Source organism: Empedobacter sp. UBA7248, assembly GCF_002472945.1.
GTDB lineage: Bacteria > Bacteroidota > Bacteroidia > Flavobacteriales > Weeksellaceae > Empedobacter > Empedobacter falsenii_C.
The window spans coordinates 311,240-330,672 of sequence record NZ_DKSU01000008.1 but is presented as its reverse complement, the minus strand read 5'-3'; the positions used below and the strand labels follow the sequence as shown (position 1 = coordinate 330,672).

Genomic DNA, 19,433 nt, shown 5'->3' with positions numbered 1-19,433 from the left:
AATTTTAAAGAAAGAGTTTACTTAGTTGTAGACTCTTTTTTTATACGAATAAATTCGCCAAGTTTATATAAATTAAAATAAGTCAGATTCGGATTTTGACTAAGTAAATTAGAATAAATATATTGTTTGAAAACAGAATAAAACTTTGAATAAATACTTGTTAATCGATATTTTTCTAATCGAAGATAAAAGTTTAAAAGTTTGATGTACTGAAAATCCTCAACTTTAATTTTATTCGATTTAATTAATAAATTTAAGTTTTTTAGACTCGAAATATTTTTCTCTAAATACGTTTTGTTGTTTTCTAAATGTGCGTTAAAAACTGAATTGTCAATAATGGTAATTTGAATATTATTTTTAGCTAATTCAATTCCGAAAAGAGTATCTTCATGTCCGTAATTTCGAATAGTCTCATCAAATAAAATAGATTCGAAAACAGAACGTTTAATTAGAAAATTATTTGACATAAAACTTCTAATAATAGCAGGGCTTTCTACTTTTTTGCCATATTTCCAATTCAGAGAAACGTTTTTATTAGGGCATTTATCAGGATAAATTCTTCCGCCACAAACGACATCTAAATTTTGTTTTACTGTTTTTAAATAAATCGAAATAAAATGAGGGTTATGGTGAACTAAACCATCACAATCTAAAAAAAGTAAATAAGGTTGGGTTGTATATTTTAAAAATAAGTTTCTGATTTTAGAGCGACCAATATTTTCTTCTAGCTGTATAAATTTGAAGGAATCTTTTAAATCAAAATTTAATTCTTGAAAAAATAAATCTGATGCATCATCAATGAGAATGATTTCTATATTATTTTGCGTAGAAATTTGTTTCGAAAGTTCGTTAACTAACGGTTTTATATCAAAGTTATATATCGGAATACAAATACTAATCATCTATTTTACACGATCAAATATTTTTTTTAATTTATTCTCTTCATTTTCCCAACAAAGTTCATTTGCAGCATTTGCAAGGTTTTCTTGGTAACTTCTTTTTCCTTCGTTTAAGATTTCTTGTAGTTTTTCAGCCAAATGTTTTGGTTCGTGATTGTCAATCACTTTTCCAACTTTATATTCTTCGACCATTTTTTTGATTTCGGGTAAATTTGTTGCTAAAATTGGTACTCTAGCTTGAATAAAGTCAAATAATTTATTCGGTAGAGCGTAGCGATAGCTTAATCCTAAATCTTCTTCCATACTCATTCCTACATCAGCTAAAGGTGTTATAGTTTTTAAAGTTTTTGGGGGAATATTTCCTAGAAAATGAATGCGATTAGTTAAATTTAGATCTCTTACCAATTGTTCGTATTCAGTTTTTTTAGGCCCTTCGCCAGCAATCCAAAATTGACAATTATCAATGTGTTTAAACGCTTCAATCATTTTGTCAATTCCTCGACTCATGTTAATTGCGCCTTGATACAATAATATTTTATCGTTTGTTGGATTTTCGGGTAAGCGAAAGAAAATTAAATCTTGTTTATCGTTAAGTTTTGTTCGGTTGGGAACATTTCTAATCACAGCCGGATTAGCACCATATTCTTTGCGAAACCAATTGGCATATCCATCACTTACTGTATAAAAATATTTGATTTTTGGAACAAGAGAACGTTCTAAAGTTTTCCAAACTTTTTTTGTTTTAGGACGATTGTGTAATGATGGTAATTCTGAATAAATTTCGTGACTATCAAAAACTAAAGGAATTTTTTTGATTTTACTAATCAAATAAAAAGGAAGTAAACTATCCAAATCATTCGCTAATAAAATAGTTTGTTTATCCGCTTTTTTAAGCAAAGTGAAAAACAATTTGTAATTGAATTCTGCATACTTTTTCATTGTTGATTGATTCTTTTGTTCCATCAAAAATGTCTTGTACGGTTTATTCAATTCTGGTCTTCCGTTTATAGTCGCGCCAATCAATTCTACATCGTACCCAAATTTTAACAAAGAATGGCAAACTTTATCTAATCTTTGATCCGTTTCAATATTATTTAGTACAGCAGATAGGATTTTCAATTTTATGGTTTTTTAAGATTATTTTCCAGGTTTGAAGACGATATAATACGCCTGAACTAAAAATAAAATCGCATTTGGAATAAGGACTGGCCAAGCCTCAATCATAGCAGCATAAATTACAAAACATACACAACCAATTGCATTGATAATGCGGATAATTGTAATCTTCGAAAAAAAGAATGCTAGTACAATAAAGACTGAAGCAAGATAGCCAAAAATATCAGCTATACCAATGTTAGATAAAAAATCCATAAAACGATAAATAAGAATGATAAAGTATAGGCAAAATTATGAAAAATAAGTCGATAACTTTGTGTAAATTTGCACAATGATAGAAACTTTATCAAAGATAAAACACAAAGATTCGCCAAACTTCTTTTTACTTGCTGGTCCATGTGCCATCGAAAGTGAGGATATGGCTTTGAGAATTGCTGAAAAAGTAGTAACAATTACTGATAAATTAGAGATTCCTTATGTTTTTAAAGGATCTTTCAAAAAAGCAAATCGTTCTCGTATTGATAGTTTTACAGGAATTGGAGATGAAAAAGCATTGAAAATTATTCAAAAAGTTGGAGAAACTTTTGATGTTCCAACAACTACAGATATCCATGAACCTTTTCATGCAGAAATGGCGGCGGCTTATGTAGATGTGTTACAAATTCCTGCTTTCTTGGTTCGTCAAACCGATTTAGTGGTTGCAGCTGCACAAACAGGGAAACATGTTACATTGAAAAAAGGTCAATTTCTTTCGCCAGAAGCAATGAAATTTCCTGTAGAAAAAGTAACAGATTCTGGTAATAGTAATGTTGCAATTATCGAGCGTGGAACTATGTTAGGTTACGGAGATTTAGTGGTAGATTATCGTGGAATTCCTGTGATGCAGAATTATGCGCCAGTTATTTTAGATATTACGCATTCTTTGCAACAACCAAATCAAGCTTCGGGTGTAACAGGAGGAAAACCAGAATTAATCGAAACAATTGCTAAAGCTGGAATTGCTGTTGGTGCTGATGGTATTTTTATCGAAACGCATCCAGATCCTAAAAACGCAAAAAGTGACGGAGCAAACATGTTACAATTAGATTTGTTAGAAGACTTATTAACTAAATTGGTTAGAGTTCGTCAGGCAATTCTATAAAAATAATTTTTAAAGAAAATTTATTAAATAATACTTAGTCAAGTTGATTAAGTATTTTTAATTTTTTAGATAATGAATAATTTAATTCAGAAATATAATATTCCAGGACCTCGTTACACAAGTTATCCAACTGTTCCGTTTTGGGACAATGATGATTTTACTAAACAAGGTTGGATTGAAACTTTTCAACGATCTTTCGATGAAAGTAATGCTGAAGAAGGGATATCAATTTACATTCATTTACCTTATTGCGAGTCGTTATGTACGTTTTGTGCATGTAACAAACGAATTACGAAACAGCATTCGGTAGAAGTTCCGTATATTGATACAGTTTTGAAAGAATGGAAATTATATGTGGATTTATTTTCATCTCGACCAAAAATTAAAGAAATTCATTTAGGAGGAGGAACACCAACGTTTTTCTCTCCAGAAAATTTGAAGAAATTAATTGATGGTATTTTTGAATATGCGGATGTTGCCGAAGGACACGAATTTAGTTTAGAAGGTCATCCAAATAACACAACAAGAGAACATTTACAGGCTTTATACGATTTAGGTTTTAGACGTATTTCGTATGGTGTACAAGATTATGATCTAAAAGTTCAGGAAGCGATTAATCGTGTTCAACCTTTCGAGAATGTGAAAAGAGCAACCGAAGAAGCGCGTGAAATTGGTTTTACATCGATTTCTCACGATTTGATTTTTGGTCTTCCACATCAAACAATGGAAGGAATGATGGAAACGATTAATTTGACAAAAGAATTAAATCCAGATCGTATTTCGTTTTACAGTTATGCGCATGTTCCGTGGATAAAAGGTGTTGGACAACGTGGTTTTCATGATGATGATTTGCCTTCACCAGAATTGAAACGCGCATTATATGAAGAAGGAAAGAAAATGTTCGAAGAAATGAACTATTTCGAAGTTGGAATGGATCATTTTGCTTTAGAACAAGATTCGATGTATCAATCGATGAAAAACCATACATTACATCGTAATTTTATGGGATATTCTTCTTCGAAAACACAATTAATGGTTGGTTTGGGAGTTTCTTCTATCAGCGATTCTTGGTACAGTTTTGCACAAAACGAGAAGACGGTAGAAGAGTACGAAAAATCAATTAATAACGGAGAATTATCCGTTTTCAAAGGTCATATTTTATCAGAAGAAGATTTGATTATGCGTCGTCATATTCTAAATTTAATGTGTAATTTAGAAACTTCTTGGGCTGATGATAAGATGAAATTTGATGATGTAGATCGTATTAAAACTATGTTGCAAGATATGGTTGACGATAATTTGATTGAATTTGTAGAAAATGGTTTGATCGTAAAAGAAGAAGGACGTCCATACGTGAGAAATGTGTGTATGACATTCGATAAGAGAATGATAGATAACGAGCCAGAAACACGTATTTTCTCAATGACAATCTAATAAAATAGATAAATGTTTTAAACTTTATCAAAAAAAGTATATATTTGAATATCTCAAACAATGAAAGAAATAGAAATTCACGGTAAAAAATTTATTCCGTACATCGCTTTTGAAGAAATAGAACACGCCATCAAAAATATGGCAAACGAAGTTTACGAAGAATACAAAGACGAAAGACCGATTTTTGTTGGTGTATTAAACGGAGTTGTAATGTTCTTCAGCGATTTCTTAAAACAATATCAAGGAGAATGTGAAATTTCATTCTTGAAATTAAAATCTTACGAAGGAACAGAATCAACAGGGAAAATTACTATTGAGATGGATATTCCGATGAATGTTGAAGGACGTCACGTAATTATTTTAGAAGATATTGTAGATACAGGTAATACGTTAGTAGAGTTGCACCGAATCTTGAAAGAGAAAAAGGTAAAATCATTAAAAGTAGCAACTTTATTATTTAAGCCAGACGCTTACAAAAAAGATTTAAAAGTAGATTTAGTAGGAATCTCTATTCCTGATAAATTTGTAGTAGGTTATGGATTAGATTTTGACGGATTAGGAAGAAATTTACCAGATATTTATCAAATAAAACATTAAAACAAAATGCTAAACATTGTATTGTTCGGACCTCCTGGCAGTGGTAAAGGAACACAAGCTAAATTTTTAGAAGAAAAGTACCAAACTCCTCAAATTTCTACTGGAGACTTATTTCGTTTCAACCTTAAAAATGAAACAGAATTAGGCGCTCTTGTGAAATCTTACATGGACAAGGGACAATTAGTTCCAGATGAGGTAACAACAAATATGTTGGTTGATCATTTAGATAACAATCCAAATTCGTATGGATATATTTTTGATGGATATCCACGTACAACATCTCAAGCAGAAGCTTTAGATAAAATCTTAGCAGATAAATACGAAAGCGAAGTTTCGATTACATTAGCATTAGTTGTGGATGACGAAATTTTGGTTCAACGTTTATTAGAGCGAGGAAAAACTTCTGGTCGTGCTGATGATGTGGACGAAAAAATTATCCGTGATCGTATTACAGAATATTACGAGAAAACTGCAATTGTAGCAGAACACTACAAAGCGCAAGGAAAATGGGTTGAGATTGATGGAGTAGGTTCTATTGAAGATATTACTGAAAAATTGAACGCCGCAATTAAAGAAGTTTTATAAGAACAACTTTTACATTATATAGGAAAAGGATTCTCATTGAGAATCCTTTTTTATTTTTCTTCAATCAAGCCTTTACAAATGTTTTTTACAACAGCAGGACCTTCATAAATAAAACCGGTATAAACTTGTAACAAACTTGCACCAGCCTCCAGTTTTTCTTTCGCATCTTCGGTGGTATGAATTCCACCAACTCCGATAATTGGAAATGCTTTGTTCGATTTTTCAGAAAGATAACGAATCACTTCTGTTGAACGATTTTTAAGTGGTTTTCCCGAAACGCCTCCCGTTTCTTTTACAATTTCAGGATTAGATTTTAATCCTTCTCTCGAAATAGTTGTATTTGTCGCAATCACTCCAGCAATTTTAGATTCTAATACAATATCTATAATATCGTCTAATTGAGAATCTGTTAAATCTGGTGCGATTTTTAGTAAAATTGGTTTCGGTTTTTCGTTTTGATTATTGTATTGTTGCAAATAATTCAGAATGTACAATAAAGGTTCTTTTTCTTGCAAATCACGTAATCCAGGCGTGTTTGGAGAACTCACGTTAACTACAAAATAATCTACATAATCAAACAACGCATTGAAACATTTGATATAATCATCAACAGCATCTTCGTTTGGTGTTAATTTATTTTTACCAATATTTCCGCCAATAATATAGTTTTCACGATTTTTTAATTCTCTAATTTTCGAAACAGCAAAATCAACACCTTTGTTATTAAATCCCATTCGGTTGATAATCGCCTCATCTTCTACCAAACGAAACATACGTGGCGTATCATTCCCTGGTTGAGGTTTTGGTGTAACGGTTCCAATTTCGATAAAACCAAATCCGAAGTGGTTCAATTCTTCAATATATTCAGCATTTTTATCAAAACCAGCAGCTAAACCAATTGGATTTTTGAATTTAATTCCAAAAACTTCTCGTTCTAAACTTGGATGATTGTATTGATAAAATTTATCTAATAGTTTTCCAACTCCAGGAAATGCAGCATAATTTTTTAGATTTCGCGTAACAAAATGATGCGCATCTTCGGGCTGTAATTGGAATAAAATGTTTTTGAATTGTTTGTACATGCTGCAAAATTAATCAATCCTATTCATTATAAAAATATGTTTTGATTACTTATTTTTTGCGATTGATTGTATTGTACCAATTGGCGAAATTTCAACAGTTTTTTGACCTTTTACAACATAAAAATAATAGAGACTATTTGTATTGATAAGATAAATTTCTTTTTTCTCACCAGAATTGAAAGTTAAGGTCTGTCCATATTTTTCGAATTTTAAATCTCCATTTTTTATTCGTTTTGATAGAAAATTACCACCACCAATTCCAAATCCTAAAAAGAAACAAATTAATAATGCAAAGAAATAATTGATTAGAGTTTTATCAATTATCTTTTCGAATTCTGTATGTGTTAATACTTTACTTTCATCAATTTTGAAATATTTTTTTAAAAATTTTTTAATGAATTTTTTCTCTGGATGTTTCAATGAATATTGTTTGAAACCATAAAGTAGAAAAATGAGAAGAATAAAAAAGATTAGTAAGAAAGGATGTGCGGTGATTTCGGCTATTGGACTAATTAAAATATCCATAATGCTCGAAAATTTCAGAATATTAATATCCAATTGATAGTAAAAAATAGATTCTTTAATAATCCCCATGATGACTAAATAAATATAACCAAAAGGAAGTAAACGTTGTAAATGTTCGTTATTCATAAATCTCCAATCTATTTTTTGCGTAGTTTAATCTCTTTATTAATCACAGAAAGTTTGGCGATTAGAGGCATTAATGAAACAGAAGTTCCACATCCAATAGCTATGAAGGCATAATTACTGGTTTTTATTGCGGTGTAGATAAAGAATATAAACGCAAGAAACATAAAAGATCCAAATATAATTACAATATTTTTTGTTTGTTTTTGAGTTATTAGAAGTTCTTCATCAGTATATTCGGACAGATTTTTTTTAGTATTCATATTAGTGTGTTAATTAATTGAATAAATATAAATAAAAATCTGGGTCATTATAAATTATTCATTCAAAATAGATAATACAAGATTTTAATAAACAAATTAGAAATCGTACTTTTGCAGACTAATTAAAAGAAAAAAATTATGCAATCAAATTTTGTTGACTACGTAAAAATAAATTGTAGAGCCGGACATGGAGGTGCGGGTTCAGCAAGTTTGCATCGCGAAAAATATATTGACAAAGGTGGACCAGACGGTGGAGATGGTGGACGTGGAGGGAACATCACGCTTCTAGGAAACTCAAATCTTTGGACCTTGTTAGAATTTCGATTCAAAAGACATTTCCGTGCGCAAAACGGTGGACGTGGAGGTAAATCTCGTTCTACTGGAGCTGACGGTGAAGATATTATTTTGGAAGTTCCGATTGGAACAATTGCTAAAGATGAAGAAGGAAATATTATTGGCGAAGTAACAGAAAATGGGCAAGAATTAATTATTGCACAAGGAGGAAAAGGAGGTTTAGGAAACTGGCATTTCCGTTCTGCAACGCGTCAAACGCCGCGTTATGCACAACCAGGTTTGGATGGTGACGAGCGTCAAGTTACATTGGAATTGAAAATTTTGGCAGATGTTGGTCTAGTTGGTTTTCCAAATGCAGGAAAATCTACTTTATTATCAGCTGTTTCTGCGGCGAAACCAAAAATTGCAGATTATGCATTTACAACGTTAACGCCTAACTTAGGAATTGTAGAATACCGTAATCATCAGTCATTTATTATGGCAGACATTCCTGGAATTATCGAAGGTGCGGCAGAAGGAAAAGGTCTTGGACATCGTTTCTTGCGTCATATTGAGCGTAATTCGAACTTATTATTTTTAATTCCTGCGGATACAGAAGATTATAAAAAAGAATATGAAATTCTGTTGAATGAATTGAAAAAATTCAATCCTGAATTGTTAGATAAAGAACGAATTTTAGCAATTTCTAAGTCAGATATGTTAGATGATGAATTGGAAGCTGAGATTAAAGCGCAATTACCAACTGATATTGATACGATATTTATTTCGTCTGTTTCTGGAAAAGGAATCACAGAATTGAAAGATTTATTGTGGAAAAAACTACACGAATAACTAATTATTAAAGATAAAGACAAATGTTTGGAAATTTTGGAGACATCATGGGAATGATGGGAAAAATCAATTCATTTAAAGATAAATTTTCTGATTTGAAAAATGAATTAGATGGAGAAATTTTTACAACGACTTCTAACGATGGAAAAGTAAAAATTACAATGTCTAAATTGGCAACAGTAAAAGATATTGAACTTGCCGAAGGAATGGAAAAAGAAGAAATTGAAGATTTGTTAGTAATGACGTTAAACAAAGCGTTGGAACAAGTAAAAACAGAAGCAATTGACAGAGCGAAAAAAACTGCTCAAGAAAACTTACCAAACATTCCTGGAATGCCTTTCTAAGAAGAATTTGAAAAAAAATAAAACCCCTGAAAATTAATTTTCAGGGGTTTTTGTTTGATAATTTGGTTCAATATTTTCATCATCTTCCTCATCTAACGATTCCAAATATTCTGCTTTCAAACGTTCCTGTTCTTGGTAAATATCCCATAAACGTTCAGCTTGCGGGTCATAATAATTTTCTTGATCCCATTTCGGAATTTCTTTTTGTGGACCAATATTTCTGAACAGATAAGCAAAAAATGCACCCGAAATAAATCCACTCAAATGTCCTTCCCAAGAAATAGAATTGCTACTTGTGTCTGTTTTTAATTGTGGTAAAATTTCTTGTGGAACCATTCCCCAAATCATTCCGCCGTATAATAAAATAATGATTAATGAAATCGCCATTAAACCTCGTTCTTTTCTAATGATACCACTGAAAAATATGAACGAAGCCAATAAGTAAACGATAGAACTTGCCCCAATATGACAACTTACATTATCATCTAAAAAAGGTGGATTTCCGATGATCCAAAGAATAATTCCTGATAAAATCCAACCAAAGAATATCACGTAATAAGCCAATCTATCGTACATCAATAGCGCAATAAAGCTAAGGAAAGCTAACGGAAAAGTATTACTGATGATGTGTTTCCAACCTGAGTGAAATAAAGGCGAGAACAGGATTCCTTTTAACCCTACGAAAGTTCTCGGAATAACGCCGTAACAACTGTCTAAATTGTATCCGTTTTGTTGAAACAAAAAGATAATCCACATTGGGATAAGTAGTAAGAGAGGAATTATAATAGTTTTCTTTGGAAAAGGATAACTCATAAAATTGGTTTCGAAAACATCTTTCAATCTTTATTCCTTTCCATAAAATCTGCCAATTTTGGTCAAATTAAGCTTGATAGCGTTTTATTAATTCTTTTGCGAGTAATTTCCAATCGGTCCATTTTACACCAAGTTGATGATTTTGAGTAGCAATTTTATGTTGATAATTTAAATGCTTAATCACTTCTTTATAAGCTTTTATCAAATTAAAATTCGGATCGTAAATATGAGTAGCTTCAGAATTTGCACCATTAATTTCGAGTATGACAAAATTTCCGTTCTGAAAATCCTCTAAGCTTTTTGCTTTCAAATCGATTCGTCCATAATAAAAACCATCAATTTTTTTTGCAATTTGATCTATAGTTTCTTCTAATTTAGATGTCTTTAGAGAGGATCCGTCTAAAAAAGTTGTACCTCGACTATGATTTCCAATTGGTTCAACCAATAATTTTTCATCTTTTTGAAGAACTGAATTTAGTTCGTTTTGAAAACGTTTAAACAAATACTCTTTTCGATAAAAAGCTCTTAAATTTTGTTCGATTAATTCTTTCAATGTTGATTTTCCATCACCTGTAAACGTCAAAAAATCTTTAGCTGTTATCGAAAGTATTTTACCATTTTTTTCTTTTGGTAATCGAACATAGAAAACACCAAACTCAAAATTAGATTGAATATATTCTTGTAAAATTAAATCGCGATTATTTTGTTCTAAATAATTTTTCCAATCAATTTTATTTCTGATTAATTCAACACCAATTCCACGTTCACCAAGATTTGGTTTCGCAATAAAAGGAAAATCAAACGGAATTTCTTGCGTTGTAAATTCTTCAAAAAAAATGGTTTTTGGCTTATAATTTTTATCAATTTGATTGAGCAAATCAATTTTAGAATAATCAATAAATCCGCCCCATTTCATTGTAGGATTTGCCGAACAAAAGTAAGCTGGAGCGCCAGCTTGAAATATTTTATAAATGTACCAAGGTGTCAATGGCGCATAAAATAACCAGAATGGCCAAAATTCGTATCGTGTCCATTTCGTTATTTTCGGATTCATTTCTCTTGGTTTTGAAAAGCAATTGTTGAAGAAGCAATTCCAAAATTTTGAGGAATTTTAATTGATGGAAAATGAGTTTCGATTGCGATTTTAATCAATGCAAAATGATGAACGCTGTGATCAAAACAATACATTAATTCGCGATAATTTGTGGTGTTAATTGTGAAATCTTCTCCGTAGTAATTCTGTTTTAGCTCAATTGTTTTTTCTAAATCTAAACGTTCTATTTGAGATTTTAGCTGATTCAATGTATTCAAACTTTCGACAACCGAATTTTCTAAAGCACGATTTCGTTCTCTATCATCATAACAAATGCAATTGTTTTTTTGTGCGTGTAAAAAGCACGAATAAAATTCGATAATATGGCGAAAATGTTGACCAACAGAAGCATCAGAAATGATTTCTAATTCCTTTTGAAAAGACAGATCGTCAAATTGCAAAAGAATGGATTTCATTTCATCAAAAGAATGCGCTATAGTTTTCTGAATACTCATAATTCTTTGCAAAGATAAATTTTTACATTTGAACTAAATTGAAAAATGAGATGTGTATAATCAGTTTTTACAGAAATGAAGATGAATTTGTGTTGACGCACAACCGAGATGAGGAAATTAATCGTTCTTCTTCTAAAGAAATTGTGGAGCAAAAGCGTTTTGATAAAACCTATTTTTCGCCTGTAGATGAACGTGCCAATGGAACTTGGATTTTTTATTCGGAGCAATATGTTGCGTGTATTTTAAATGGAGGAATCGAAAAACCAACGCATTTCAAAGAGAAATACAGAGAAAGTAGAGGAATTATCTTGTTAGATTTATTGAAATATAATTCTGTAAATGAGTTTATTAATTCGGAAAATTTGTCAGAAATCGCACCTTTTACAATTTTTGTTTTTGAAAGAACAACTAAAAATGCTTACCTTTTGTTTTGGAATGAAAATAAACTGAGTGTAAAAGATGTTTCGCAAGAAAAAATTGTGACATGGTGTTCGTCGACATTGTACAGTCCTGAAAGAAGAAATGAAATTGATGAAATTTTTAACCAAAATAATGAGTTAAATTCCGAAGAAATTTTAGAACTTCACGATGATTTGAAAATGAATAAAGGCGATTTGTACGATTTTTTAGCAACGACATCTATCTCTCAAATTATTATGAATTCTTTAAGAATTGATATGAAATATTGTCAGCTATTTTGAAATTAATAGACAATAATTCGTTATTTTAAGGAATCATCAAATCATTTCGGACATAGGCATAATTTATGCTATAGTCTATCAGAATAATTATATTTGTTAAAGACAGCTTAAATAATAAAATGAACGATAATTTCTCACAACAAGTAAAAGACGTTATTTCTTACAGTAAGGAAGAAGCGTTGAGATTAGGCCACGACCAAATAGGAACGGAACACCTTCTGTTGGGGATTATTCGCGACGGTGAAGGGAAAGCCATTTCTGTCTTAGAAGCATTGAATGTCGATTTAGACGAAATGCGTCAAAAAATAGAAAACCTAAACCCAGCAAAAGAAACTCCAGGTAATAATATAAAAAATTTGAGTTTGACAAAACAAGCTGAAAGAGCGTTGAAAACAACATTCTTAGAGGCGAAATTGTTTAAAAGTCCGACTGTAAATACAATTCACTTATTATTGTGTATTCTTCGTAATGAAAACGATCCGATTACAAAATTGATGAATAAGTTGGATATTGATTACAATACAGTAAAGGAAGAATTCAAATTTCAATTTCAAGATGAGGAAATTCAATCTCCTCGTGCAGAAAATCCATCTTTTGATGGAGGTGATTCTGATAACGATTTTGAGCGTGCGTCAACAAGTAAATCAACTTCGAAAAGTAAAACTCCGGTTTTAGATAATTTTGGACGAGATTTAACAGCAATTGCGCAAGAAGGAAAATTGGATCCTGTAGTTGGACGTGAAAAAGAAATAGAGCGTGTTTCTCAAATTCTTTCTCGTCGTAAAAAGAACAATCCATTGTTAATTGGAGAACCAGGTGTTGGTAAATCTGCTATTGCAGAAGGTTTAGCCTTAAGAATAGTACAACGTAAAGTTTCGCGCGTTTTGTTTAACAAACGTGTGGTAACATTAGATTTAGCGTCATTAGTTGCTGGAACTAAATACCGTGGACAATTTGAAGAACGTATGAAAGCTATTATGAATGAGTTAGAGAAAAATGATGATATTATTCTTTTCATTGATGAGTTACATACAATTGTTGGAGCAGGAGGAGCAACAGGTTCTTTAGACGCTTCTAATATGTTCAAACCTGCTTTGGCGCGTGGAGAATTACAATGTATTGGTGCAACAACGTTGGACGAATATCGTCAATATATTGAAAAAGATGGCGCATTAGTTCGTCGTTTTCAAAATGTGATGGTTGAGCCAACAACTCCAGAAGAAACATTACAGATTTTACATAACATCAAAGATAAGTATGAAGCGCATCACAATGTAAATTATACAGATGAAGCGTTACAAGCTTGTGTTAATTTGACAACACGTTATATTACAGATCGTTTCTTGCCAGATAAAGCAATTGATGCTTTAGATGAAGCGGGTTCTCGTGTGCATATCAAGAATATAAAAGTTCCTCAAGAAATTTTAGACCTTGAAGCAAAATTAGAAGAAGTTCGTGAAGAGAAAACGAAAGTTGTAAAATCTCAAAAATACGAAGAAGCAGCTCGTTTACGTGATTCAGAGAAACAAATAGAAAGTGATTTGAAGCGTGAGCAAGCGAAATGGGTGCAAGAATCGAAAGAGAATCGTGAAACAGTTACAGAAGAAAATGTAGCGGAAGTTGTTTCGTTGATGTCTGGCGTTCCTGTACATCGTGTAGCTGAAAAAGAATTGAAAAAATTAGCTCAGATGAATGAGTTAATGAAAGGAAAAGTAATTGGTCAAGATGAAGCGGTAACGAAAGTTGTGAAAGCAATTCAACGTAATCGTGCAGGATTGAAAGATCCAAACAAACCAATTGGTTCATTCATTTTCTTAGGAACTACAGGTGTTGGTAAAACACAATTAGCGAAAGTTTTGGCGAAAGAAATCTTTGATTCTAACGATGCATTAATTCGTATCGATATGTCTGAATACATGGAGAAATTTGCCGTTTCTCGCTTAGTTGGGGCACCTCCGGGCTACGTTGGTTACGAAGAAGGTGGACAATTAACAGAAGCAGTTCGTCGTAAACCATATGCAGTAATTTTATTAGATGAGATTGAGAAAGCGCATCCAGATGTCTTCAATATTTTATTACAAATTTTGGATGATGGTCATGTAACTGATAGTTTAGGTCGTAAAGTTGATTTCCGTAATACGATTATCATTTTAACCTCTAACATTGGTACAAGACAATTGAAAGAGTTTGGAGATGGTGTTGGATTTGGAACTTCATCTAAGAAAGATTCTGCTGATGAACGCGCAAAATCAACAATTGAAACTGCTTTAAAACGTGCTTTCGCGCCAGAATTTTTGAATCGTATTGATGATATTATCTTCTTTAATTCATTGACAAAAGAAGATATCATGAAAATCATCGATATTGAATTGGCAAGTTTAATAGAGCGTTTAACAGCTTTAAATTATCATATCGAATTAACTGAGGAAGCGAAGAATTTTATCGCTGATAAAGGATTTGATAAAGATTATGGAGCTCGTCCGTTGAAACGTGCGATTCAGAAATACATCGAAGATCCGATGGCAGAAGAAATCATCAATGCTGTAATTAGTGAAGGGGATGAATTGATCCTTGACTTAAATGAAGCAAAAGATGGCGTTAAAATTTCTGTAAAAGGAAAAACGAAAGAAGAAAAATCAGAATAATTTCTAAGTTTCTATAATAGAAAGGCTTGAACATTTTTGTTCAAGCCTTTTTTATTTCGGTAACTTTTGCCGTACATTTGCGCTCAGCAAGCCACTTTGTCGCTTCATGTATGTGAAGAGGAAAGTCCGGGCTCCAAAGAGTAAGCATAGCGGGTAACGCCCGTCCGTCGAGAGGCGAGGACAAGTGCAACAGAAAGTATGTACAGTTCGGCTGTAGTGAAACCAGGTAAACTCTATGCGGAGCAATGCCATGTATACCAGCAGTTAAGAGCTACTCGTTCGTTGCTGGGGGGTAGGCAGATTGATGTTTTAGGTAACTAAAATACTAGATAAATGACAAAGCGTCTTAATTTATTAAGATGACAGAACCCGGCTTATCGGCTTGCTTTTTTTCTATTTTTTGAAGTAAAGACTAAATAATTCTGAAGTATTAGAACAATCATTTTTCTTCAAAATATTTCTACGATGTGTATCAATAGTATGTTTACTTAAGCCAATTGCATCAGCAATATCCTGACTTGTGTAACCTTTCATCAGAAACTCGATAATCTCCGTTTCTTTTTTTGTAAGTTGTAAAGATGAATTTGTTTTTGAATTAAGAAGATTATTCAATCCATCTTTGATGTTGTAAATATGCATGGTCGGTTTTCCTCCAACCTTTATTTGTGTGATGTCAGTCGCTAAACAAAAAACTCGATTTGGTAAAAAATTCTTACTTAATTCGTAAAAGAAATGTTGCAAATGAATTTGATGAATTTCACCTTTTTTATCCATCACGCGAAAATCATAAGTAAATTTATAATTCATTCTTTCTTCTGGAACAATTTCCATACTAAAATTTGCAATTCGTTGCTGAATATCAATTACATGTTGCAAATCATTAGGATGTACTATTTGAACACATAATTCAGCAGTGTATTCATTAGGAAGATAACCCAAAATATCTTCGCATTGAGGAGAAACATACTCAAATGTAGCAGAATTAGGATTGATGAAATACATAAAAGATTCACCAAGAGCAAGACTTCCTAAAGTTTGTAAATAATCATTAATCGATTGAAAACTCTCATCTTTTTCGTTAAAGGTTCTACTATCTGTATTTTCACTCCACAATTTTTTTACAATACTTGCATATTCAGTTATAGATTTTTGATTTGCTTTTTTCATATGCTTACAAGTAAAAGATTAATAAAATACCATTAAATGAGTATTTTTTGAATTAGCAATATAAACTAATTTTGCAAAATATCTATAGGATTAAAGCAGTTTTGCTTTTTCAACCAACCTATTTTATATTTAACCTATAAAAAAAAGGAGCTAAATTTTTTAGCTCCTTTTTAATATTATAATGGAATTAAAGTAAAGATTTTACTTTCTCGATTACAGCAGTAGAATCGATTCCATATTTTTTCATTAAATCTGAAGGTGTTCCAGATTCACCAAATTTATCATTAACCGCAACAAAAGCTTGTTTTGTTGGTAATTTTTGTGCTAAAACTCTTGCAACAGATTCTCCTAAACCACCTAAAATATTGTGTTCTTCAGCTGTTACAATTTTTCCTGTTTTCTTTACAGAGTTTAAGATAATTTCTTCATCCAATGGTTTGATTGTATGAATATTGATTACCTCACAAGAAATTCCTTCTTTTTCTAACTCAGCAGCAGCAACCAAAGATTCCCAAACTAAGTGACCTGTCGCAACAATTGTTACATCAGAACCTTCGTTCATTAAGATACCTTTACCAATTTCAAATTTTTGGTCAGCTGGTGTGAAAACTGGAACAGCAGGACGTCCGAAACGTAGGTAAACAGGACCTTCGTATTCAGCTGCAGCAATTGTAGCCGCTTTAGTTTGATTGTAATCACAAGGATTGATAACCACCATTCCTGGTAACATTTTCATCAAACCAATATCTTCTAATGTTTGGTGAGTTGCACCATCTTCTCCTAATGTTAAACCAGCGTGCGATGCAGCGATTTTTACATTTTTGTTAGAGTAAGCGATAGATTGACGAATTTGATCGTACACACGAGCTGTAGAAAACTCAGCGAAAGTTCCTGTGAAAGGAATTTTACCTCCAATTGTCAAACCTGCAGCAATTCCCATCATGTTTGCTTCTGCAATACCAATTTGGAAAAAACGCTCTGGATTTTCTTTGATAAATTGATCCATTTTTAATGAACCAATCAAGTCAGCACACAATGCAACAACGTTAGGATTTGTTCTTCCTAACTCTGTCAATCCGTCTCCGAATCCACTACGTGTATCTTTTTTTTCTGTGTATGTTAAGTCTATCATTGTTTTTGTTTTTTGTATTCGTTTTTGTATTTTTCTACTTCTGTTTTTTCATCAAATTGATAAATAAAATCATTTGGCGAAACATTAATTTCTTCTTCCTCTTCAGCGCTCTTTTTGATCCATTTTTCTAAGGTTTCAACATTTTCTAACACAATGTTTTGCCCAACTCGATAAATCAAGCCTTTCAAATTTAGTTCAGAATTGATAAACGGAACGGTGTTGATGTTAGAATTTGTATCGATACAAATTTCTGTACCATTGTCGTTGTCATTATCTTTTCTGAAAATGTTATACACTTCACATTGTTTATTCAGAATTGTTTCTTTTTGACCAGTTCTATTCGCAACATAACTATTTCCGATTGCGGAATTCGTTAAACTTGGATTATCAGTTGCTAAAAAAGAATTCCCTAATAAATCTTTAGTGCCTTCGAAATCTATTTTAAAAACCTTTGGATTTTTTTCTTCGCTGTAAACAGAATACATATTGTTGTTTACTTTTAATGAAGCGAAATTTCCCATCGGTGTTCGCGTAATCATTAAATGCGCTTTGTAATCTTTGGTTGATAAAATATCCAGAAAATCTGAATAGAAATCACTTTTGATACGATATTGAATAACGTTTTCAAATTTATACGATTGCATTTGAGCAAAAGTTAAACTTGTAAAAAGCGTTAATATAAAACTGATTGATTTTTTCATTATCGATGTGTTTTTATCAATATTAATCCAAAGAATTCAAGAAAGTAGTTAACTTATCTTTGTCTTCTTTTTTCAGTTTATCATATTTATTATTGATTTCTAAAATACTTTTTCTCATTGCATCAATTGTTCCCGAAAGAGCAACACTTCCACTTTGATAAATGTATAAATCGCACACTTGTCCTGCGTAATTGTAAACCAAATTTCCTAAATTTTTATCTGTAAAAGTTGGAATTTTAGCTTTCAAGTTTTTGCAATGTTCTGGTGCAACTTTCATGAAATCTTGAACGTCTGGATTGTCGATTGCTAAATCGATTTTGCTAATATCTGTCGTTTTGTAAGTAGACGTGTACGGATCGTAATAATCTGCAAGATTATAAGACTCAGCAACAGCAGAATCTACTGCTACAGCCGCTTCATCATAATCTGTTGAAACTTCTGTTAATTTAAACTTTTTAGCATCATCGAAATACGTTTTGAAAAGGTTATTTAATTCTTTTACTTCGCTTTTGTTTGCTAATTTATTCTTTTTGAATTGTTTTACCAATTGATTTGTAGAGCCTTGCGCAGCTGCTAAAGCTTTAGAACGCTCGATATCAGGATTTCCATCATAATCGCTATCATTATAAATCAAACTATAATTTAATGAAGCAACAGTCCCAAAAAGACTATTTACGTTATCACTTTCTGATGTTTGATAATTGTAATAATTAATAATAGGATCCTCGTAACGATTGTCTGGTGAATAAACTTCCGCCGCATAAGCCGTATCTACAGACGACATCATGTTCTCGTATTCTTGTTTCTTTTTTGCCAATTCGTTGGTAAAACTTTCGATTTCTTTTTTCTCATCAAAAGTTACTTTTACGTTAGAATTTGCAATATTTTGAATTGTTAATCCATTAAAATCTCCTGCGTCATATCGTATCAAAAGCCCTTTCAGTTTTGTTTGAGGAAACATAATCGCAACGTTATTAATTGCATTTTTTTCATCAACACATAATGTAGAAGATTTTGTTTCGAAATCTGTTTTAGATGTTAATTCGTATTCATTACACTTGTATCCATTGATCGTTGTAGATGAATTTAGATTTTTAACTGAAATAAATTTCTCAAACAAATTATCCGAATAAGGTTTTAAATTATCATCCGACATGCCTTCATAATAATAAGGTGCTTTTATCGATAATTGATTTTCTAATGAATTGGCATAGACTTCGAAAAACTTGCTGTTGTTGATAAAGAAAGCATCTTTACTGAAGCTTCCAGAAGTGTAAGGACCTCCTTCCGAAGTTCCTAAAACAGCGTCTTTAGAAATATAGGTTACAAAAGATAAATCTTTTTGACCTTCCAAATAAGTTTGATATTCTTCAGGTAAATTGATTTTATACGATACTTTTTTGTCAAAAGAATATGTTTTTTCTTGCCCAAAGGCTGTCAAAGAACAAAGCGTAAGTATAGAATAAAATAACGTTTTCATAGTATTTTGGTT

20 protein-coding genes and 1 other RNA gene are annotated in these 19,433 nt (G+C 31.7%); 9 read left to right on the top strand and 12 right to left on the bottom strand.

Annotated features, from left to right (window positions below; all coding sequences use genetic code 11):
- Positions 1–17 precede the first annotated feature (17 nt).
- Genes B4A23_RS08600 through B4A23_RS08590 form a run of 3 tightly spaced genes read right to left on the bottom strand, consistent with a single transcriptional unit; the run spans position 18 to position 2,270 of the window.
- Positions 18–902, bottom strand: a complete 885-nt coding sequence (locus B4A23_RS08600) for a glycosyltransferase family 2 protein (RefSeq protein WP_291118956.1) — start codon at positions 900–902, stop codon at positions 18–20.
- Positions 903–2,018: a glycosyltransferase gene (locus B4A23_RS08595; RefSeq protein ID WP_291118953.1), complete on the bottom strand. Its 1,116-nt coding sequence runs from the start codon at positions 2,016–2,018 to the stop codon at positions 903–905. It abuts the gene before it with no gap.
- Positions 2,019–2,036: 18 nt separating this feature from the next.
- Positions 2,037–2,270 (bottom strand): hypothetical protein, encoded by a 234-nt coding sequence (locus tag B4A23_RS08590; RefSeq protein WP_052217635.1) that lies wholly within the window; start codon positions 2,268–2,270, stop codon positions 2,037–2,039.
- A gap of 76 nt (positions 2,271–2,346) precedes the next feature.
- On the opposite strand from B4A23_RS08590, the gene kdsA reads away from it, so the two are divergent.
- The 4 genes from kdsA (at position 2,347) to B4A23_RS08570 (ending at position 5,772) form a co-directional block, all read left to right on the top strand.
- On the top strand, positions 2,347–3,156 hold the full coding sequence (gene kdsA, locus B4A23_RS08585; protein WP_038333085.1) for a 3-deoxy-8-phosphooctulonate synthase: 810 nt from the start codon (positions 2,347–2,349) through the stop codon (positions 3,154–3,156).
- A gap of 72 nt (positions 3,157–3,228) precedes the next feature.
- The gene (hemN, locus tag B4A23_RS08580) at positions 3,229–4,590 is read left to right on the top strand and encodes an oxygen-independent coproporphyrinogen III oxidase (protein ID WP_291118950.1); all 1,362 of its coding nucleotides are present in this window, start codon (positions 3,229–3,231) and stop codon (positions 4,588–4,590) included.
- Between the two features lie 60 nt (positions 4,591–4,650).
- Positions 4,651–5,187, top strand: coding sequence for a hypoxanthine phosphoribosyltransferase (gene hpt, locus B4A23_RS08575; RefSeq protein WP_038333090.1), 537 nt, complete (start codon positions 4,651–4,653; stop codon positions 5,185–5,187).
- A 6-nt stretch (positions 5,188–5,193) separates the two neighbouring features.
- Positions 5,194–5,772, top strand: a complete 579-nt coding sequence (locus B4A23_RS08570; RefSeq protein WP_286484873.1) for an adenylate kinase — start codon at positions 5,194–5,196, stop codon at positions 5,770–5,772.
- A 50-nt stretch (positions 5,773–5,822) separates the two neighbouring features.
- Here B4A23_RS08570 and B4A23_RS08565 read toward each other — a convergent pair whose 3' ends face one another.
- Entirely contained in the window at positions 5,823–6,854 is a 1,032-nt protein-coding gene (locus tag B4A23_RS08565; protein WP_291118946.1) for a quinone-dependent dihydroorotate dehydrogenase, read from the bottom strand.
- A gap of 45 nt (positions 6,855–6,899) precedes the next feature.
- Entirely contained in the window at positions 6,900–7,505 is a 606-nt protein-coding gene (locus B4A23_RS08560) for a hypothetical protein (protein WP_180905080.1), read from the bottom strand.
- Between the two features lie 398 nt (positions 7,506–7,903).
- On the opposite strand from B4A23_RS08560, the gene obgE reads away from it, so the two are divergent.
- Both obgE and B4A23_RS08550 read left to right on the top strand, forming a co-directional pair.
- A complete protein-coding gene (gene obgE / locus B4A23_RS08555) occupies positions 7,904–8,890 on the top strand; it encodes a GTPase ObgE (protein ID WP_038333097.1) in 987 nt (328 codons plus the stop codon).
- A 23-nt stretch (positions 8,891–8,913) separates the two neighbouring features.
- Entirely contained in the window at positions 8,914–9,234 is a 321-nt protein-coding gene (locus B4A23_RS08550; RefSeq protein WP_038333099.1) for a YbaB/EbfC family nucleoid-associated protein, read from the top strand.
- 33 nt (positions 9,235–9,267) lie between these two features.
- Here the strand turns inward: B4A23_RS08550 and B4A23_RS08545 are convergent, their stop codons facing one another.
- The 3 genes from B4A23_RS08545 to B4A23_RS08535 form a co-directional block, all read right to left on the bottom strand.
- Positions 9,268–10,047 carry a rhomboid family intramembrane serine protease gene (locus tag B4A23_RS08545; protein ID WP_291118942.1) on the bottom strand — a complete coding sequence of 260 codons (780 nt, stop codon included), beginning with the start codon at positions 10,045–10,047 and terminating at the stop codon, positions 9,268–9,270.
- Positions 10,048–10,114: 67 nt separating this feature from the next.
- Positions 10,115–11,101: a D-alanine--D-alanine ligase gene (locus tag B4A23_RS08540; protein WP_291118938.1), complete on the bottom strand. Its 987-nt coding sequence runs from the start codon at positions 11,099–11,101 to the stop codon at positions 10,115–10,117.
- Positions 11,098–11,595 carry a hypothetical protein gene (locus B4A23_RS08535; protein WP_291118935.1) on the bottom strand — a complete coding sequence of 166 codons (498 nt, stop codon included), beginning with the start codon at positions 11,593–11,595 and terminating at the stop codon, positions 11,098–11,100. Before B4A23_RS08535 ends, B4A23_RS08540 begins: the two co-directional genes overlap by 4 nt.
- Positions 11,596–11,645: 50 nt before the next feature.
- Here B4A23_RS08535 and B4A23_RS08530 point away from each other — a divergent pair, with 50 nt between their 5' ends.
- The 3 genes from B4A23_RS08530 to rnpB all read left to right on the top strand — a co-directional run bounded on the left by B4A23_RS08530 (position 11,646) and on the right by rnpB (position 15,334).
- The gene (locus B4A23_RS08530; RefSeq protein ID WP_152606108.1) at positions 11,646–12,296 is read left to right on the top strand and encodes an NRDE family protein; all 651 of its coding nucleotides are present in this window, start codon (positions 11,646–11,648) and stop codon (positions 12,294–12,296) included.
- Positions 12,297–12,415: 119 nt separating this feature from the next.
- On the top strand, positions 12,416–14,941 hold the full coding sequence (locus B4A23_RS08525) for an ATP-dependent Clp protease ATP-binding subunit (protein ID WP_280049848.1): 2,526 nt from the start codon (positions 12,416–12,418) through the stop codon (positions 14,939–14,941).
- 83 nt (positions 14,942–15,024) lie between these two features.
- Positions 15,025–15,334, top strand: an RNA gene (rnpB, locus tag B4A23_RS08520) — RNase P RNA component class A.
- On the opposite strand, the gene B4A23_RS08515 is transcribed toward rnpB, so the two are convergent.
- The 4 genes from B4A23_RS08515 to B4A23_RS08500 all read right to left on the bottom strand — a co-directional run bounded on the left by B4A23_RS08515 (position 15,335) and on the right by B4A23_RS08500 (position 19,421).
- Complete coding sequence (locus B4A23_RS08515) at positions 15,335–16,108, bottom strand: LuxR C-terminal-related transcriptional regulator (RefSeq protein WP_291118932.1); 774 nt, start codon at positions 16,106–16,108, stop codon at positions 15,335–15,337. It lies immediately after the preceding RNA gene.
- 187 nt (positions 16,109–16,295) lie between these two features.
- Positions 16,296–17,237, bottom strand: coding sequence for a transketolase family protein (locus B4A23_RS08510; protein ID WP_180906861.1), 942 nt, complete (start codon positions 17,235–17,237; stop codon positions 16,296–16,298).
- On the bottom strand, positions 17,237–17,941 hold the full coding sequence (locus B4A23_RS08505) for a hypothetical protein (RefSeq protein WP_291118929.1): 705 nt from the start codon (positions 17,939–17,941) through the stop codon (positions 17,237–17,239). The genes B4A23_RS08510 and B4A23_RS08505 overlap by 1 nt, the downstream gene beginning before the upstream one ends.
- A gap of 22 nt (positions 17,942–17,963) precedes the next feature.
- Complete coding sequence (locus B4A23_RS08500; protein ID WP_291118926.1) at positions 17,964–19,421, bottom strand: hypothetical protein; 1,458 nt, start codon at positions 19,419–19,421, stop codon at positions 17,964–17,966.
- Positions 19,422–19,433 lie beyond the last annotated feature (12 nt).

Excerpts from the sequence above, each read along its gene's own strand:
- B4A23_RS08600 (WP_291118956.1), bottom strand. The coding sequence starts at position 902 with ATGATTAGTATTTGTATTCCGATATATAACTTTGATATAAAACCGTTA.
- B4A23_RS08590 (WP_052217635.1), bottom strand. The coding sequence starts at position 2,270 with ATGGATTTTTTATCTAACATTGGTATAGCTGATATTTTTGGCTATCTT.
- kdsA (WP_038333085.1), top strand. The coding sequence starts at position 2,347 with ATGATAGAAACTTTATCAAAGATAAAACACAAAGATTCGCCAAACTTC.
- hemN (WP_291118950.1), top strand. The coding sequence starts at position 3,229 with ATGAATAATTTAATTCAGAAATATAATATTCCAGGACCTCGTTACACA.
- hpt (WP_038333090.1), top strand. The coding sequence starts at position 4,651 with ATGAAAGAAATAGAAATTCACGGTAAAAAATTTATTCCGTACATCGCT.
- B4A23_RS08570 (WP_286484873.1), top strand. The coding sequence starts at position 5,194 with ATGCTAAACATTGTATTGTTCGGACCTCCTGGCAGTGGTAAAGGAACA.
- B4A23_RS08565 (WP_291118946.1), bottom strand. The coding sequence starts at position 6,854 with ATGTACAAACAATTCAAAAACATTTTATTCCAATTACAGCCCGAAGAT.
- B4A23_RS08560 (WP_180905080.1), bottom strand. The coding sequence starts at position 7,505 with ATGAATAACGAACATTTACAACGTTTACTTCCTTTTGGTTATATTTAT.
- obgE (WP_038333097.1), top strand. The coding sequence starts at position 7,904 with ATGCAATCAAATTTTGTTGACTACGTAAAAATAAATTGTAGAGCCGGA.
- B4A23_RS08550 (WP_038333099.1), top strand. The coding sequence starts at position 8,914 with ATGTTTGGAAATTTTGGAGACATCATGGGAATGATGGGAAAAATCAAT.
- B4A23_RS08545 (WP_291118942.1), bottom strand. The coding sequence starts at position 10,047 with ATGAGTTATCCTTTTCCAAAGAAAACTATTATAATTCCTCTCTTACTA.
- B4A23_RS08540 (WP_291118938.1), bottom strand. The coding sequence starts at position 11,101 with ATGAATCCGAAAATAACGAAATGGACACGATACGAATTTTGGCCATTC.
- B4A23_RS08535 (WP_291118935.1), bottom strand. The coding sequence starts at position 11,595 with ATGAGTATTCAGAAAACTATAGCGCATTCTTTTGATGAAATGAAATCC.
- B4A23_RS08530 (WP_152606108.1), top strand. The coding sequence starts at position 11,646 with ATGTGTATAATCAGTTTTTACAGAAATGAAGATGAATTTGTGTTGACG.
- B4A23_RS08525 (WP_280049848.1), top strand. The coding sequence starts at position 12,416 with ATGAACGATAATTTCTCACAACAAGTAAAAGACGTTATTTCTTACAGT.
- B4A23_RS08515 (WP_291118932.1), bottom strand. The coding sequence starts at position 16,108 with ATGAAAAAAGCAAATCAAAAATCTATAACTGAATATGCAAGTATTGTA.
- B4A23_RS08505 (WP_291118929.1), bottom strand. The coding sequence starts at position 17,941 with ATGAAAAAATCAATCAGTTTTATATTAACGCTTTTTACAAGTTTAACT.
- B4A23_RS08500 (WP_291118926.1), bottom strand. The coding sequence starts at position 19,421 with ATGAAAACGTTATTTTATTCTATACTTACGCTTTGTTCTTTGACAGCC.